Genomic DNA, 13193 nt, shown 5'->3' with positions numbered 1-13193 from the left:
ACGGTGGGTCCCCGTCCACGGTCCCGGGAGCGGCCGCAGGTTCCCGGCCGTCGAGCTGCTCCTTCCGGTGCCGCGGTATCCGCCCCACCATCAGGGGTGTCGGACACGGCACCTCCGGGAGGTACCGATGGCAGGAGCACCGTCCCCCTCCGGCGTCCCGGTGCAGCGACGCGGGTCCCCGGACGTCGACGTCCTGGTCGTGGGCGCCGGCCCGACGGGCCTCACGCTGGCCTGCGACCTGCGCCGCCGTGGCGTCGCCGTCCGGGTGGTCGACCGGCTGCCGGGGCCCGAGGTGAAGTCGCGCGGCAAGGGCGTGCAACCCCGCACCCTCGAGGTCTTCGACGACCTGGGCGTCGTCGACCGGGTGCTCGAGGCCGGGTGGTCCCGAGACCTGCGGGTGCGCTGGTACGTCCGGCAGGAGCTGCTCGTCGACCTGCACCTGCCCGGGCGTGACCCGCTGCCCGACATCCCCCACCCGAACCTCGTGCTCATCCCGCAGTGGCGCACCGAGCAGGTGTTGCGCGAGCGCCTGAGGGAGCTGGGCGGGGCGGTCGAGTGGGACCGCGAGCTCCTGGCCCTGGAGCAGGAGGAGGACGGCGTCTTCGTCCGTCTCGCGAGGCCTTCCGACGGTGCCGGTGAGACGATCCGGGCCGCCTGGGTCGTGGGCTGCGACGGGGGCCACAGCCGGGTCCGGGACCTGGTGGCGCTGGCGCTGGAGGGGGACTCGCGCGAGGAGCGCTTCCTGTTCGGCGACGTGGAGATCGAGGGGCTGGAGCCGGCCGACAGCGGGTACGTGTGGTTCGACGGCGGGGAGTACCTCGCGGCCAGCCCGTTCCGGGGCCTGCCCTCCTGGCAGGTGCAGGCCAGCCTGCCGGCCGCCACCGAGGAGCCGGAGTCGCTGGAGCTGCTCCAGCGGCTGTTCACCCAGCGCAGCGGGCTGCCGCACGTCCGCCTCTCCTCCCCGACCTGGCTCTCCACCTGGCACAGCAACGTGCGGCTGGTCGACCGGTACCGGGTGGGCCGGGTGCTGGTGGCCGGCGACGCCGCGCACCTGCACAGCCCCGTCGGCGGCCAGGGGATGAACACCGGCATCCAGGACGCCTACGACCTCGGCTGGAAGCTCGGGCTGGTGGTCCGGGGCCGCGCATCCGACCGCCTCCTCGACACCTACGAGGAGGAGCGGCGGCCGATCGCGCAGGCCGTCCTCGGTGGCAGCGATCTCGGGTACCGCGCGGTCTTCGGGGCCGACCCGTTCACCACCTTCCTGCGCGAGCACGTCCTGACCCCCGCGCTGCGGATCCCGGCCGTGCAGCGGGCCGTCCTCGGGGGCGTCAGCGAGCTGGACCTGGACCACCGGGGCAGCTCCCTCACCGAGGACCACCGGGCTCCGCTGACCGCGACCCGGTGGAGCCCCGGTCGCGACGACGAGCGCGCGCACGCGGTGGACCGGCTCCGCTTCGCCCGGGGCGTCCACGCGGGGGACCGGGCCCCCGACGGCACGGTCCAGGACGCGACCACCGGTCAGCGCACGCGGCTGTTCGACGCCTTCCGCGGCCCGCACTCCACCCTGCTGCTCTTCGACGGCGAGGCCCGCACGGACGACGGCTACACCTCGCTCGCCGGGATCGCCGACCGCGTCGAGCGGCTGTTCGGGCCCGACGTCCGCCCCTGGGTGGTGGTGTGGGGACCGCGGTCGCCCACCGAACTGGCCGGGCGGCGGGTGCTCCTCGACCCGGACGGCGAGACGCACCGGCGCTACGGCGCGACCGCCGAGGCCCTGTACCTCGTCCGCCCGGACGGCTACGTCGGCCTGCGCGCCCAGCCGGCCTCGGAGGAGGTCCTCGTGCGGTACCTGAGGCGGGTGCTCGACCAGGTGGCTGCCGACCTCCGACCCGCGCCCACCTCCCCGGCGGGGAGCGCGCCGTGAGGGCGACCGACCGCCTCGAGAGGCTCGCCGAGTGGGCCTGGGCCCGGCACCACAACGTCCTGAGCTGGTACGTCCGCCCGCTGTTCCTCCTGCCGCTGGCGTGGTCGGCCCACCGGCGCAGTCCGGCGGGCATCGCGGTCACCGTGGTGGCCCTCGCCACGAGCATGGCCTGGTTCCCGGCCCCGGCCCGGGTGGACCCGCGCGTCGCCGAGTTCCTCCGTTTCGAGCGCGAGTGGCTGAGCGGGGACTGGACCGGGCGCAAGGTGCTGCTGACGGGTCTCGTGCCGCTGAGCCTGAGCGCGTTCTGCCTGGCGTTCTGGCGCCGCTCCCCGGGCTGGGGACTGGTCCTGCTGAACGCGATGGCCGCCGGCAAGGTCCTGTGGGGTGTGGTCTCGGGCAGGGGCACCGGCTGGGCGATGCTCGCGCCCGCCGGCGCGGGGCTCGCGGTCGGCGACGTGGTCCTGGTCGTCGCCGCCCGTTCCCGGCGGCGCCGGCTGCCGACCGCGGGCGCCGCCGCGTCGGGGTGACGCGCGGGGGACCGCGGTCGGGGACGCCGCGGCCAGCTGCCGGCCGGTCAGTGCATCCAGGGCGCGTGGGACAGCCCGACCACGAGCCCCTCGGGGGACTGCAGCCGGACGACCGTCTGACCCCACGGCTCGGTCCGCGCCCCGTGCAGCAGCCGGTGGCCGGCGGCCTGCAGCTCCGCCGCGCCGTCGGCCACCGCAGCCGGGTCGGCGACCTCGAACTCGATGCTCGCCTGCGGCACCGGGTGGCCGGCCGGCCAGGAGCGCTCGCCGAAGCAGGCGACCGCCGCCTCGGCGAGCGGCCACACGCCGAAGTGCCTGCTGCCGTCGATGTGCTCGCTGGCGAAGTACTCACCCTCGAGGCGCTCGAGGGGCAACCCGAGGGCGTCCACGTACAGCCGCCGGCTCTCCACCGGGTCGGGCGCGATGACGCTGACGCTGGCGACGAAGAGGATCTCCACGCCTGCACCGTCCCACCGGGGGGTGACAGGGCGGCCCTGCTGCAGGTGGAAGGACCCCGTCCTCCTCAGGCGGCCAGCGACCGGGTGAGGTCCGCGCGCAGGCCCCCCGGGTCCACGCCCCGCTGCCGCAGCACCTCCAGTGCGGTGCCCCCGCCGCGCAGCAGGCCCAGCGCGATGTGCCCGTCGGTGATGGAGCGCGACCGCATCGCCAGGGCCTCGCGCAGTGCGAGCTCCAGGACCTTCTTCGCGTCCGAGGTGAACGGGAGGTGCCCCGGGCTCCGCCGCCGGCCGCGGCGTGGGGTGTCCAGCGCCCCCGGTCCGAAGGTCGCCTCGGCGACGTCCCGGACGGCGTCCAGGTCGATGCCCAGGGTCCGCAGCGCCTCGGCGTCCAGGTCCTCACCGCCGAGGTGGGCGGCGACCGCCACGGCCACCTCGTCGTGCACGAGCCCGTGCCGCCGCAGGACGGCCGTCGTCGGGGTGTCCAGCCGCAGCTGCGCGAGCAGCAGGTGCTCGGCGCCGATGTGGTCGTGCCGGAGGGCACGGGCCTCCTGCTGGGCCAGGACGACGACCTCGCGGGCGTCGGACGTGAAGCGCTCGAACACGGTCAGTCCCTCCGCCGGAGCGGCCCGCGGCCGCCTGCGTACTTCTTGTGCACCGCCTGCCGCGTGACGCCGAGCAGCCGGGCGATCTGCTCCCACGTCCAGCCCTCGTCGCGCGCGTTCTCCACCTGCAGGGCCTCCAGCCGGTCCACCAGCGCCCGCAGTGCGCGGACCGCCTTCAGCCCGACCGCGGGGTCGCGGCTGCTGGCGGCGGAGGCCACCCGTGCTGTGTCGGCCATGCGTCAACTGTGGTTGACGAAGCGAGCTCTGTCAACCGTCGTTGACGCACGGGTGGGTCAGTGCACCTCGTGGTGGGTGACGGTGCGTTCGCGGTCGACCAGCCAGCGGTCGTCCTCCGGGTAGAAGACGGCGGCGGAGACGTCGTCCCCGGCGAAGGCGCGGACGGCGTCCAGCGAGGTCCAGAAGCTGAGGGTGACCACCTCGGTGCGGCCGTCGTCGAGGTCCCGGGTGAGCAGGTGGGCCTCGAGGTTGCCGGGGGTGGCGCGGTACTCCGCGATGCCGGTTCCCCGGATGTAGGCCACGTAGGCGTCGCGGTCCTCGGTGCGGACCCAGCCGCGCCAGGTGCGGGCGATCATCGGCCACCCTCCTCGAGGGCTCAGGCCACGGCCGCCTGGTCGCCTCCGGTCAGCCGCAGCAGGTCGGCGTAGGTGAGCGACACCATCGTGTGGTGGTCGCCGCCGCCTGCCCAGAGGAGTGGGTGCGCCGCGAGGTCGACGTCCACCAGCGTGCGCAGCGGGGCGGGGTGGCCGGTCGGCGCCACCCCGCCGACCTCCTGGCCGGTGGCCGCGAGGACCGCCTCGGGGCTCGCCCGGCGGACCCGGCGGACCCCGAGCAGCGCCGCCACCTTCCTCGTGTCCACCCGGTGCGCGCCGCTGGCGAGCACGAGCAGCGGGGCGCCGTCGGCGTCGAACACGAGGCTGTTGGCGACGGCGCCCACCTCGCAGCCGAGCGCCTCGGCCGCGGCGGCCGCCGTCGGGACCGGCTGGTCGAGGCGGCGCACCTCGGCGTCCACCCCGGCCTCCCGGAGCGCGGCGACCACCCGGTCGACCGGGCTCACGGGAGCGTGAAGACGATCTTCCCGGCGGTCCGGCCCTCGAGCATGCGTTCGAAGCCCTCGCGCGCCTGCGTCAGCGGCAGTTCGACGTCGATGACCGGGCGCACGCCGGTGGCCGTGCACATCCGCATGAGCGCCTCCAGCTCCTCGCGGGTGCCCATCGTCGAGCCGATGACCGACAGCTGGGTGAAGAAGACCCGGTTCAGCTCGGCACCGGGGTTGGGGCCGGTGGTCGCGCCGGAGATGACGATGACGCCGCCGGGCTTGAGCGACTTGACGCTATGGCTCCAGGTCGCCTCGCCGACGGTCTCCATGACGCCGTCCACCCGCTCGGGCAGCCGGGCGCCGGTCTCGAACGCCTGGTCCGCACCGAGGTCGAGGGCACCCTGTCGCTTCTCCTCGCTGCGGCCGGTCACCCACACGCGGAAGCCGGCGGCCTTGCCGAGCACGACCAGCGCGGTGGCGACGCCGCCGCTGGCGCCCTGCACGAGCACGGTCTGGCCCGGCCGCAGGCCGGACTTCACGAAGAGCATCCGGTAGGCGGTCAGCCAGGCGGTGGGCAGGCACGCGGCCTCGGCGAGGGAGAGCTCGGCCGGCTTGGGCAGCACGTTGCGCCGGGGGACGGCGACCCGCTCGGCCATCGTGCCCTGGTACAGCTCCGAGAACAGCGTGCGCTTGGGGTCGAGCGTCTCGTCGCCGATCCAGCCCGGGCTCGCGACGACGCCGTGCACGACGACCTCCTTGCCGTCCTCGTCGAGCCCGGCCGCGTCGGTGCCCAGGATCATCGGCATCCGCTCCTGCGGCAGCCCGACCCCGCGCAGGCTGAACAGGTCGTGGTGGTTCAGCGAGACGGCCCTGACCTGCACCGTCGTCCAGCCGTCGGGCACCTCCGGCTCGGGGCGCTCGGCGACCTCCAGCACGGAGAGCGGGTCCTTCGGGGCGGGCGTCGAGACGAAGGCAGCGAGCATGCCCGGACGCTAACCGAGGGACCCAGCGGGGGCGACGTCAGGCCGCGTCCGCAGGGGTGGGCAGAGCCGTCGCGGTCCGGGACCATCCGAGGTCCAGGCCCCGCCGACGGGAGACGGCGATGACCGTGCCGACGCCACCGCAGCCCCCGCTCGTCGACGCCCGCAACGCCGAGATGGCCGGCGCCTGGAACGGCGAGGAGGGCGAGGACTGGGCGGCGCGGGCCGACCGCTTCGACGCGGCATCGGCGGCGTTCGACCCAGGCCTGCTCGAGGCCGCTGGGATCGGCCCGGCCGACCGGGTGCTCGACGTCGGCTGCGGCGCGGGCGTCTCGACCCGCGCGGCGGCGCGCGCGGCGCCCGACGGGCACGCGACCGGGATCGACCTATCGGCTCCGCTGCTGGCCGAGGCCTGTCGGCGCAGCGCGGCCGCGGGGCTGACCAACACGACGTTCGTCCAGGGTGACGCCCAGGTGCACCCCTTCGGGTCCGCGTCGTTCGACGTCGCGCTCAGCCGGTTCGGGGCGATGTTCTTCGGCGACCCGGTCGCGGCGTTCACCAACCTCGCCCGCGCCCTGCGCCCCGGCGGGCGGCTGGCCCTGCTGTCGTGGCAGCCGCTGGCCCGCAACGAGTGGCTGCTCGTGCTCCGCCGGACCCTCGCGGCCGGCCGCCCGCTGCCCGAGCCGCCGGGCGACGCTCCCGGGCCGTTCGGCCTGTCCGACCCCGACCACGTGCGCCGGGTCCTGGCCGCCGCGGGGTTCGAGTCGGTCCACCTCGCCGACGTGCCGGGGACGGTCCGGCTGGGCGCCGACGCCGAGGACGCGTTCGACTTCGTCAGCGGGCTGGGCCTGACCCGGGGCCTCCTCGGCGGGCTCGACGACGGCGCCCGGCGGGCCGCCCTCGACGAGCTGCGGGCCGCCCTGGCCGGGCACGCCACCCCGGACGGGGTCCTGTTCGGTGCGGCCGCCTGGCTGACCACCGCCCGCCGGGGTCGAGCGGTCGTCTGAGAGGGCCACGTCGGCCGAGTGGGCAGTCGTCGTCGGCGACACGCGCGGACACGCCGAGCGGGACGACCCCGACTGCCCACTCGCGGCGCCGCCTGCCCGCTGCCCGCTGCCCGCCGCCCGCCGCCCGCCGCTTCAGCGGATGACCACCGCGTGCTCCCCGCGCGGGACGAACTCGCCGATCACCGGGGCGCCGGGCACCTCGCCGCCGAGCAGCAGCCCGCCGGAGGTCTGCGCGTCGGCCAGGAGCAGCGCCTCGTCCTCGGAGACGGCCGACAGGTCGGTGTGCGGGCGCACCCAGTCGAGGTTGCGCCGGGTGCCGCCGGAGACGAAGCCCGCGGCCAGTGCCTCCCGCGCCCCGGCCAGGTAGGGGACGGCGGCGGCGTCGACGACCGCGGTGACCCCGCTGGCCCGGGCCATCTTGTAGAGGTGGCCGAGCAGGCCGAAGCCGGTGACGTCGGTGCCGGCGCGGATCCCGGCGGCCACCGCGGCCCGGCCGGCGTCCCGGTTGAGCGTGGTCATCGCCGCGACCGCCTCCTCCGACACCTCGCCGGTGGCCTTCATCCGGTTGTTGAGGACGCCGATCCCCAGCGGCTTGGTCAGCGACAGCGGCGTCCCGGCGACCGCGCCGGAGTTGGTGATGACCCGGTCGACGTCGACGACCCCGGTCACCGCCATGCCGTACTTGGGCTCGGGGTCGTCGATGGAGTGCCCGCCGCCGACGTGGCAGCCGGCCTCCTGCGCGGCCTCCAGCCCGCCCCGCAGCACCTCGGCGGCGAGCTCGGCGGGCAGTACGTCGCGCGGCCAGCCGAGCAGGTTCACCGCGACGACGGGCGTGCCGCCCATGGCGTAGACGTCGGAGAGCGCGTTGGTCGCCGCGATCCGGCCGAAGGTGTACGCGTCGTCGACGACCGGGGTGAAGAAGTCGGTCGTGAGGACCAGTCCCTGCCCGCCCGCGATCCGGACGACGGCCGCGTCGTCGCCGTCGTCCAGGCCGATGACCAGCTCCGCGGCCGGGTCGACCGGGCCGGCCGCGGTCAGGCCGGCCACCACGGCCTCCAGCTCGCCCGGCGGGATCTTGCAGGCGCAGCCGCCGCCGTGCGCGTACTGGGTGAGCCGGGTGCGTGCGGGCGCGGTCGTCACCGCTCCACCGTAGGCTGACCTGCGGAGGCGTCAGGGCGCCTGGTGGCCCCCGCGGCCTCTAAAGCCGACGTGGCCGAGCACCTCGGTCAGGCGGGTTCGATTCCCGTCCGCCTCCGCCAGAGCCCCCGCCCCGCGGGCCGCCGTCCCGCCGGACGGCGGCCCGCGGCATGGACCAGCTCGACGGCGGGCGGCTGGTCGAGGTCACCGTCGACGACGGGCACTGGTCGGCGTCCGGGGGCGGGGCCGAGCTGGGGGACCGGGCCGTGGCCCGCCCGTCGACGGGCGGGCCGGGCTTCTCCGGGGCGTCCGGCAACGCCTGCTGAGCACCTCCGCCGGGGCGGTCGGGCGCACGCCCGCCGCCCCGGCCCGCCTCCGACCTACGCTCGGCGCCGATGAGCTCCCAGTCGACAGGCACCGACCCGCGGCGGCGCGTGCCCCGCACCGACACGCTGCTGGCCGATCCGCAGCTCGCCGCCGCCGCCGACCGGCTGGGCCGCGACCTGGTCAAGGCCGCCGTCCAGGACGTCCAGCAGCGCGTCCGCACCGGCGCGCTCGCCCCCGCCGACGCCGTCCCCGCCGTCCTGGCCGCCCTGCCGACGACGGCCGGCAGCCTGCGCCCGGTGCTGAACGCGACCGGCGTCCTCGTGCACACCAACCTGGGCCGCGCGCCGCTGTCGCCGGCCGCGGTGGAGGCGGTCGTCGCGGCCAGCGGCACCACCGACGTCGAGCTCGACCTGACCACCGGCCGGCGCGGTCCGCGGGGGGAGGCGGCGCTGGCCGCGCTGGTCGACGCCGTCCCGGCCGCGGAGGCGGCGCTGGTGGTCAACAACTGCGCCGCCGCGCTGGCGCTGGTGGCCACCGCGCTCGGCGGGGAGCTGGTCATCGCCCGCGGCGAGCTGGTCGAGATCGGCGACGGCTTCCGCATCCCCGAGCTGCTCGAGGCCACCGGTGCCCGGCTCCGCGAGGTGGGGACGACGAACCGCGTCGCGCTCGACGACTACCGCCGCGCCCTGTCCGAGCACACCGGCGCGGTGCTCAAGGTGCACCCGTCCAACTTCGTCGTCCGCGGGTTCACGCGGGCGGTGCCGGTGGCCGAGCTCGCCGCCGGGCTGGCCGGCAGCGGCGTCCCGCTCGTGGCCGACGTCGGCTCCGGGCTGCTGCACCCGCACCCGGTGCTGCCCGAGGAGCCGGACCTGCAGACCACCCTCGCCGACGGCGCCGACCTGGTGCTGGCCAGCGGCGACAAGCTGCTCGGCGGGCCGCAGGCGGGGCTGGTGCTGGGCCGCGCCGACCTCGTGCAGCGGCTGCGGCGGCACCCGCTCCACCGGGCGCTCCGCGTCGACAAGACGACGCTGGCCGCGCTGGAGGCCACGCTGCGCGGCCCGCAGTCGCCGGTGCAGCAGATGCTGGCCGCGGACGTCGACGGCCTGCGCCGCCGCGCCGCCGCGCTCGCCGCCCGGCTGACGTCCGCCGGGCTGGACGCGGTCGCGGTGGAATCCGAGGCCCGCGTCGGCGGAGGAGGGGCGCCGGAGCACCCGCTGCCCAGCGCCGCGGTGTCGCTGCCCGCGGGGTTCGCGGTGCCGCTGCGCGCCGGCACGCCCCCCGTGGTCGGGTACGTCGCGGGTGACCGCACGCTGCTCGACGTGCGCAGCCTGCCGCCGGCGGACGACGGGACGCTGGCGACCGCGGTGCTGGAGGTGGCCCGCCGGTGGAGGTGACCGCTCCCGGCACGTCCGGGATGGACGTCATCGCGACTGCCGGCCACGTGGACCACGGCAAGTCGACGCTGGTCCGCGCGCTCACCGGCATGGAGCCCGACCGGTGGGAGGAGGAGCGCCGCCGCGGGCTGACCATCGACCTCGGCTTCGCCTGGACGACGCTGCCCTCGGGCCGCCGGCTCGCGGTCGTCGACGTGCCCGGGCACGAGCGCTTCGTGGGCAACATGCTCGCCGGGGTCGGCTCGGTGCCCGCCGCGCTGGTGGTGGTCGCGGCGGACGACGGCTGGTCGGCGCAGACCGCCGAGCACGTCGCCGTCCTCGACGCCCTCGGCGTGCGGCACGCGCTGCTCGCCGTCACCAAGGCCGACCTCGCCGATCCCGCACCGGTGCTCGCCGACGTCCGGGAGCGGCTGGCCGCCACGTCCCTGGGGAGCGGGCCGATGGGCGAGGTACCCGGGGTGGCGGTCAGCGCCGCCACCGGCACGGGGGTACCCGACGTCGTTGCCGCGCTCGAGTCGCTGCTCGCCGGGCTGCCCACGCCGGACCGGGAGGCGCCGGTGCGGCTGTGGATCGACCGGGCGTTCCCGGTGAGGGGCGCCGGCACGGTGGTCACCGGCACGCTCGCCGCGGGGCGCGTCGCCGCCGGGGACCGGCTGCAGCTCGGTGACCGGGAGGTCGGCGTCCGCGGCGTGCACTCGCTGGGGCAGCCGGTCGAGCGGGCCGAGGCCACCGCCCGGGTGGCGCTCAACCTCCGCGGCACCGCCGTCGAGGAGCTCTCCCGCGGCGACGCCCTGCTCACGCCGGGAGCGTTCCGCGACACCGCCGAGCTCGACGTCACCCTGGCCCGCGAGCCGGAGGACCGGCTGCCCGCCGAGGTCGTCGTGCACGTCGGCTCGGCCGCGGTCGGCGCGCGGCTGCGCCCGCTGGAGGGGGTGGCGGTGCGACTGCGGCTGGCCACGCCGCTGCCGCTGCGGGTCGGCGACCGGCTGCTGCTGCGCGATCCCGGCGCCCGCCGCGTGTTCGGCGCCGACGTCCGGGACGTGGACCCGCCCGAGCTGCGCCGCCGCGGAGCTGCCCGCCGGCGCGCCGAGGAGCTGGCCGCCCGGCCCGCCGGCACGGCGGGGGCCGCCACCGAGCTGGCCCGCCGCCGGTTCGTCCGGGCCGCCGACTTCGCCGCGATGGGCTGGCCGGTGCCCGAGCAGGCGACGGCCGTGGGGCCCTGGCTGCTCGCGCCCGGGCTGGTCGACGAGCTGGCCGCGGCCCTGCCCGGGATCGTCGCCCGCTACCGGCAGCTGCGCCCGCTCGAGCCCGGCCCACCGGTGGCCGTCGCCCGCCGGGCCCTGGAGCTGCCCGACGACGAGCTGGTGCCGGCCGTCGTCCGCGAGCCGCTGGCCCTGCGCGAGGGCCGGGTGGTCGCCGCGACCGCCGGCCTGCCCGCCGGGGTGCAGCAGGCCGTCGACGGGATCCGGGCGACGCTGGCCGCCGACCCGTTCGCCGCGCCGGACGCCGACCAGCTCCGCGCCGCCGGGCTGGGGCCGCGCGAGCTGGCCGCGGCCGTGCGCGACGGGCAGCTGGTCAGGATCGCCGACGGCGTCTACCTGGCGCCCGGGGTCGCCGAGGAGGCGCGCGCCCGGCTGGCCGCCGTCACCGCGCCGTTCACGCTCAGCCAGGCCCGCTCGGCGTGGGGGACCAGCCGGCGGGTCGCCGTCCCGCTGATGGAGTGGCTGGACGCGCGCGGCGTCACCGAGCGGCTGCCGGACAACACCCGCCGGCTGCGCTGAACCCGTCCCCTCCAGGGATCCCGGACTCCGCACGCGACCCGAGCCCGCCCGTCCTCGACACCGTCCCGGGCACGATGACCGGCATGGCCGAACCCACCGAGCACCGTCACCACGCCATCGACCACATCGAGATCACCGTCACCGACCTCGCGGAGGCGAAGCGGTTCTACGCCGACGCCTTCGGCTGGGAGTTCACCGACTACGGGCCGCAGTACGCCGGCATCCGCGACGGGTCCGGAGGGTCCGCACCGGAGGTCGGGGGTCTCGCGGCCGGCACGGAGGTGCGCCCGGGCGGCCCCCTCGTCCTGCTCTACTCGGCCGATCTCGACCAGACCCTCGAGGCGGTGACGTCCGCCGGTGGACGGGTGGTCAACGGCCCCTACGCGTTCCCCGGCGGACGGCGGTTCCACTTCCAGGACACGAGCGGCAACGAGCTCGGCGTCTGGTCCGAGGTCTGAGCCGCACCCCCTCCCGGTTTGCCGCCGACCGACCTGGCGTCAGCCGCCGGCCTGGCGCAGGAACACCTCGCGCTCGTCGCTGACGTCGGGAGCAGGGTCAGGGGCGGTGTCGACGCTCTCGACCGTGTCCTCCAGCCGCACGGGCTCCGGGAGGTGGCGGAACCGCTCGCGCTCGTCGGGCTCGGTCATGCCCGGAGGGTCCTCCTGGCGAGAGGTCGGGGGCAAGACACACCCTGCGATCGCCCAGAGTGCGTGCTCGGTGACATACCGTCATGCGGTAATAGACTTCAGCAACGGTTCCGTCTTCAAGCTCAACCCCGCCTCCCCGCAGGACCTCGGCCCCGAGGTGGCGCCGCTGCTCGTCCCGGGCGAGCAGGTCGTCGCCTGCTTCAAGGCGGTGCGCGACTTCGTCGTCTTCACCGACAAGCGGCTGATCGCCGTCAACGTGCAGGGCATGACCGGCCGCAAGAAGGACTTCACCTCGCTGCCGTACAGCAAGGTGCAGGCCTTCTCGATCGAGACCGCCGGCACCTTCGACCTCGACGCCGAGCTCGACCTGTGGTTCAGCGGGCTGGGCAAGGTCCGGCTGGAGTACAAGGGCAACGCCGACATCCGCGGCCTCGGGCAGATGATCGCGGGCTACGTGCTCTGAGGTCCTCCCCGCCGATGCTCAGCCGCTGCTCACACGTGTGAGCAGCGGCTGAGCGTCCGGGGACCTCACTGGGCCGCGGGCACCCAGCGTGCCGGGCGCTTCTCCCGGAACGCCGCGATGCCCTCCTGGCCCTCCTCGCTGGCGAAGAAGCGCGCCGAGAGCTCCAGCAGCTCCTCCGCCGAGCCGCGCAGCCCGCCGGCGCGCAGCAGCCGCTTGGTCTCGGCCAGCGCCGCCGGCGCCCCGGCGGCGAGCGCGGTCACCTGGGCAGCCACGGTGGGGTCGACCTCGTCGTCGCTCACGCAGAGGTCCACCAGGCCGCCGGCGGCCGCGGTCGTCGCGTCGAACACCTCGCCGGTCAGCATCAGCCGGTGCGCGGAGTGCGGCAGCATCCGCGGCAGGACGACGGCGGAGATGACCGCCGGCACGATGCCCAGGCGCACCTCGGAGAAGGCGAAGGTCGCCGAGGCCGCGGCGACGACGACGTCGCACGCGGCCGCCAGCCCCAGTCCGCCGGCCCGCGCCGGCCCGCGGAGGACGGCGACCACCGGCTTGGGTGAGCGCCACACCGTCTCCAGCAGCTCGGGCAGCTCGCGCACCCCCTGGTCGACGGCCGCGCCGCCGGCCGCCTCGGTGAGGTCCATCCCCGAGCAGAAGACCCGGCCGGTGTGGTCGAGCACGACCACCCGCACCGCGTCGTCGGCCAGCGCGTCGGCCAGCGCCGTCCGCAGCTGGGCGCGCATCGCGCGGGAGAGCGCGTTGCGGTTGGTGGGGGAGTCCAGGGTGAGGGTCGCGACCCCCCGGGACGTCGAGACCTGCAGCACGGTGTCGTCGCTCACGTGTCCTCCTCGCCGGCGCTCGTCGGCCGCGTTCGCGGCGCTGCTGTGCC

At 76.4% G+C, this 13193-nt stretch carries 17 protein-coding genes and 1 tRNA gene; 9 read left to right on the top strand and 9 right to left on the bottom strand.

The annotated features are described in order from the left end of the window. Positions 1-127: 127 nt before the first annotated feature. Together ACWIX7_RS05065 and ACWIX7_RS05060 are read left to right on the top strand one after the other, a co-directional pair. Positions 128-1927 (top strand): FAD-dependent monooxygenase, encoded by a 1800-nt coding sequence (locus tag ACWIX7_RS05065; protein WP_448620473.1) that lies wholly within the window; start codon positions 128-130, stop codon positions 1925-1927. Beyond that, the gene (locus ACWIX7_RS05060) at positions 1924-2454 is read left to right on the top strand and encodes a hypothetical protein (protein WP_448620472.1); all 531 of its coding nucleotides are present in this window, start codon (positions 1924-1926) and stop codon (positions 2452-2454) included. The genes ACWIX7_RS05065 and ACWIX7_RS05060 overlap by 4 nt, the downstream gene beginning before the upstream one ends. Before the next feature lie 47 nt (positions 2455-2501). On the opposite strand, the gene ACWIX7_RS05055 is transcribed toward ACWIX7_RS05060, so the two are convergent. From ACWIX7_RS05055 to ACWIX7_RS05030, 6 genes are all read right to left on the bottom strand, one after another. Further along, positions 2502-2912, bottom strand: a complete 411-nt coding sequence (locus ACWIX7_RS05055; RefSeq protein WP_448620471.1) for a VOC family protein — start codon at positions 2910-2912, stop codon at positions 2502-2504. Positions 2913-2977: 65 nt separating this feature from the next. Next, a complete protein-coding gene (locus ACWIX7_RS05050) occupies positions 2978-3514 on the bottom strand; it encodes a Clp protease N-terminal domain-containing protein (protein ID WP_448620470.1) in 537 nt (178 codons plus the stop codon). A gap of 2 nt (positions 3515-3516) precedes the next feature. Further along, positions 3517-3750 carry a helix-turn-helix domain-containing protein gene (locus ACWIX7_RS05045; protein ID WP_448620469.1) on the bottom strand — a complete coding sequence of 78 codons (234 nt, stop codon included), beginning with the start codon at positions 3748-3750 and terminating at the stop codon, positions 3517-3519. A gap of 57 nt (positions 3751-3807) precedes the next feature. Beyond that, a complete protein-coding gene (locus ACWIX7_RS05040; protein ID WP_448620468.1) occupies positions 3808-4107 on the bottom strand; it encodes an antibiotic biosynthesis monooxygenase in 300 nt (99 codons plus the stop codon). 20 nt (positions 4108-4127) lie between these two features. Continuing rightward, positions 4128-4589, bottom strand: coding sequence for a YbaK/EbsC family protein (locus tag ACWIX7_RS05035; protein WP_448620467.1), 462 nt, complete (start codon positions 4587-4589; stop codon positions 4128-4130). Beyond that, entirely contained in the window at positions 4586-5554 is a 969-nt protein-coding gene (locus ACWIX7_RS05030) for a zinc-binding dehydrogenase (RefSeq protein ID WP_448620466.1), read from the bottom strand. Before ACWIX7_RS05030 ends, ACWIX7_RS05035 begins: the two co-directional genes overlap by 4 nt. A 119-nt stretch (positions 5555-5673) precedes the next feature. On the opposite strand from ACWIX7_RS05030, the gene ACWIX7_RS05025 reads away from it, so the two are divergent. After that, positions 5674-6558, top strand: a complete 885-nt coding sequence (locus tag ACWIX7_RS05025; RefSeq protein WP_448620465.1) for a class I SAM-dependent methyltransferase — start codon at positions 5674-5676, stop codon at positions 6556-6558. Positions 6559-6690: 132 nt separating this feature from the next. Here the strand turns inward: ACWIX7_RS05025 and selD are convergent, their stop codons facing one another. Continuing rightward, complete coding sequence (gene selD / locus ACWIX7_RS05020) at positions 6691-7698, bottom strand: selenide, water dikinase SelD (protein WP_448620464.1); 1008 nt, start codon at positions 7696-7698, stop codon at positions 6691-6693. A gap of 23 nt (positions 7699-7721) precedes the next feature. Between selD and ACWIX7_RS05015 the strand changes: the two genes are divergently transcribed. The 5 genes from ACWIX7_RS05015 (at position 7722) to ACWIX7_RS04995 (ending at position 11655) form a co-directional block, all read left to right on the top strand. Beyond that, positions 7722-7817 (top strand) — tRNA-OTHER (locus ACWIX7_RS05015). A gap of 48 nt (positions 7818-7865) precedes the next feature. Further along, positions 7866-8021, top strand: a complete 156-nt coding sequence (locus ACWIX7_RS05010) for a hypothetical protein (protein ID WP_448620463.1) — start codon at positions 7866-7868, stop codon at positions 8019-8021. 69 nt (positions 8022-8090) lie between these two features. Further along, positions 8091-9416, top strand: coding sequence for an L-seryl-tRNA(Sec) selenium transferase (gene selA / locus ACWIX7_RS05005; RefSeq protein WP_448620462.1), 1326 nt, complete (start codon positions 8091-8093; stop codon positions 9414-9416). After that, on the top strand, positions 9407-11197 hold the full coding sequence (selB, locus tag ACWIX7_RS05000; protein ID WP_448620461.1) for a selenocysteine-specific translation elongation factor: 1791 nt from the start codon (positions 9407-9409) through the stop codon (positions 11195-11197). The genes selA and selB overlap by 10 nt, the downstream gene beginning before the upstream one ends. Positions 11198-11280: 83 nt before the next feature. Continuing rightward, complete coding sequence (locus tag ACWIX7_RS04995) at positions 11281-11655, top strand: VOC family protein (protein ID WP_448620460.1); 375 nt, start codon at positions 11281-11283, stop codon at positions 11653-11655. A gap of 39 nt (positions 11656-11694) precedes the next feature. Here ACWIX7_RS04995 and ACWIX7_RS04990 read toward each other — a convergent pair whose 3' ends face one another. Continuing rightward, positions 11695-11844 carry a hypothetical protein gene (locus ACWIX7_RS04990; protein ID WP_448620459.1) on the bottom strand — a complete coding sequence of 50 codons (150 nt, stop codon included), beginning with the start codon at positions 11842-11844 and terminating at the stop codon, positions 11695-11697. Between the two features lie 70 nt (positions 11845-11914). Here ACWIX7_RS04990 and ACWIX7_RS04985 point away from each other — a divergent pair, with 70 nt between their 5' ends. Then, the gene (locus ACWIX7_RS04985; RefSeq protein ID WP_448620458.1) at positions 11915-12307 is read left to right on the top strand and encodes a PH domain-containing protein; all 393 of its coding nucleotides are present in this window, start codon (positions 11915-11917) and stop codon (positions 12305-12307) included. 65 nt (positions 12308-12372) lie between these two features. On the opposite strand, the gene ACWIX7_RS04980 is transcribed toward ACWIX7_RS04985, so the two are convergent. Beyond that, on the bottom strand, positions 12373-13143 hold the full coding sequence (locus ACWIX7_RS04980) for an enoyl-CoA hydratase-related protein (RefSeq protein ID WP_448620457.1): 771 nt from the start codon (positions 13141-13143) through the stop codon (positions 12373-12375). Positions 13144-13193 lie beyond the last annotated feature (50 nt).

The organism is Geodermatophilus sp. URMC 65 (assembly GCF_053502545.1).
This window is presented reverse-complemented; position numbering and strand designations above follow the sequence as displayed.

Excerpts from the sequence above, each read along its gene's own strand:
- ACWIX7_RS04990 (WP_448620459.1), bottom strand. The coding sequence starts at position 11,844 with ATGACCGAGCCCGACGAGCGCGAGCGGTTCCGCCACCTCCCGGAGCCC.
- ACWIX7_RS05030 (WP_448620466.1), bottom strand. The coding sequence starts at position 5,554 with ATGCTCGCTGCCTTCGTCTCGACGCCCGCCCCGAAGGACCCGCTCTCC.
- ACWIX7_RS05040 (WP_448620468.1), bottom strand. The coding sequence starts at position 4,107 with ATGATCGCCCGCACCTGGCGCGGCTGGGTCCGCACCGAGGACCGCGAC.
- selA (WP_448620462.1), top strand. The coding sequence starts at position 8,091 with ATGAGCTCCCAGTCGACAGGCACCGACCCGCGGCGGCGCGTGCCCCGC.
- ACWIX7_RS05045 (WP_448620469.1), bottom strand. The coding sequence starts at position 3,750 with ATGGCCGACACAGCACGGGTGGCCTCCGCCGCCAGCAGCCGCGACCCC.
- ACWIX7_RS04995 (WP_448620460.1), top strand. The coding sequence starts at position 11,281 with ATGGCCGAACCCACCGAGCACCGTCACCACGCCATCGACCACATCGAG.
- ACWIX7_RS05065 (WP_448620473.1), top strand. The coding sequence starts at position 128 with ATGGCAGGAGCACCGTCCCCCTCCGGCGTCCCGGTGCAGCGACGCGGG.
- ACWIX7_RS05025 (WP_448620465.1), top strand. The coding sequence starts at position 5,674 with ATGACCGTGCCGACGCCACCGCAGCCCCCGCTCGTCGACGCCCGCAAC.
- ACWIX7_RS05010 (WP_448620463.1), top strand. The coding sequence starts at position 7,866 with ATGGACCAGCTCGACGGCGGGCGGCTGGTCGAGGTCACCGTCGACGAC.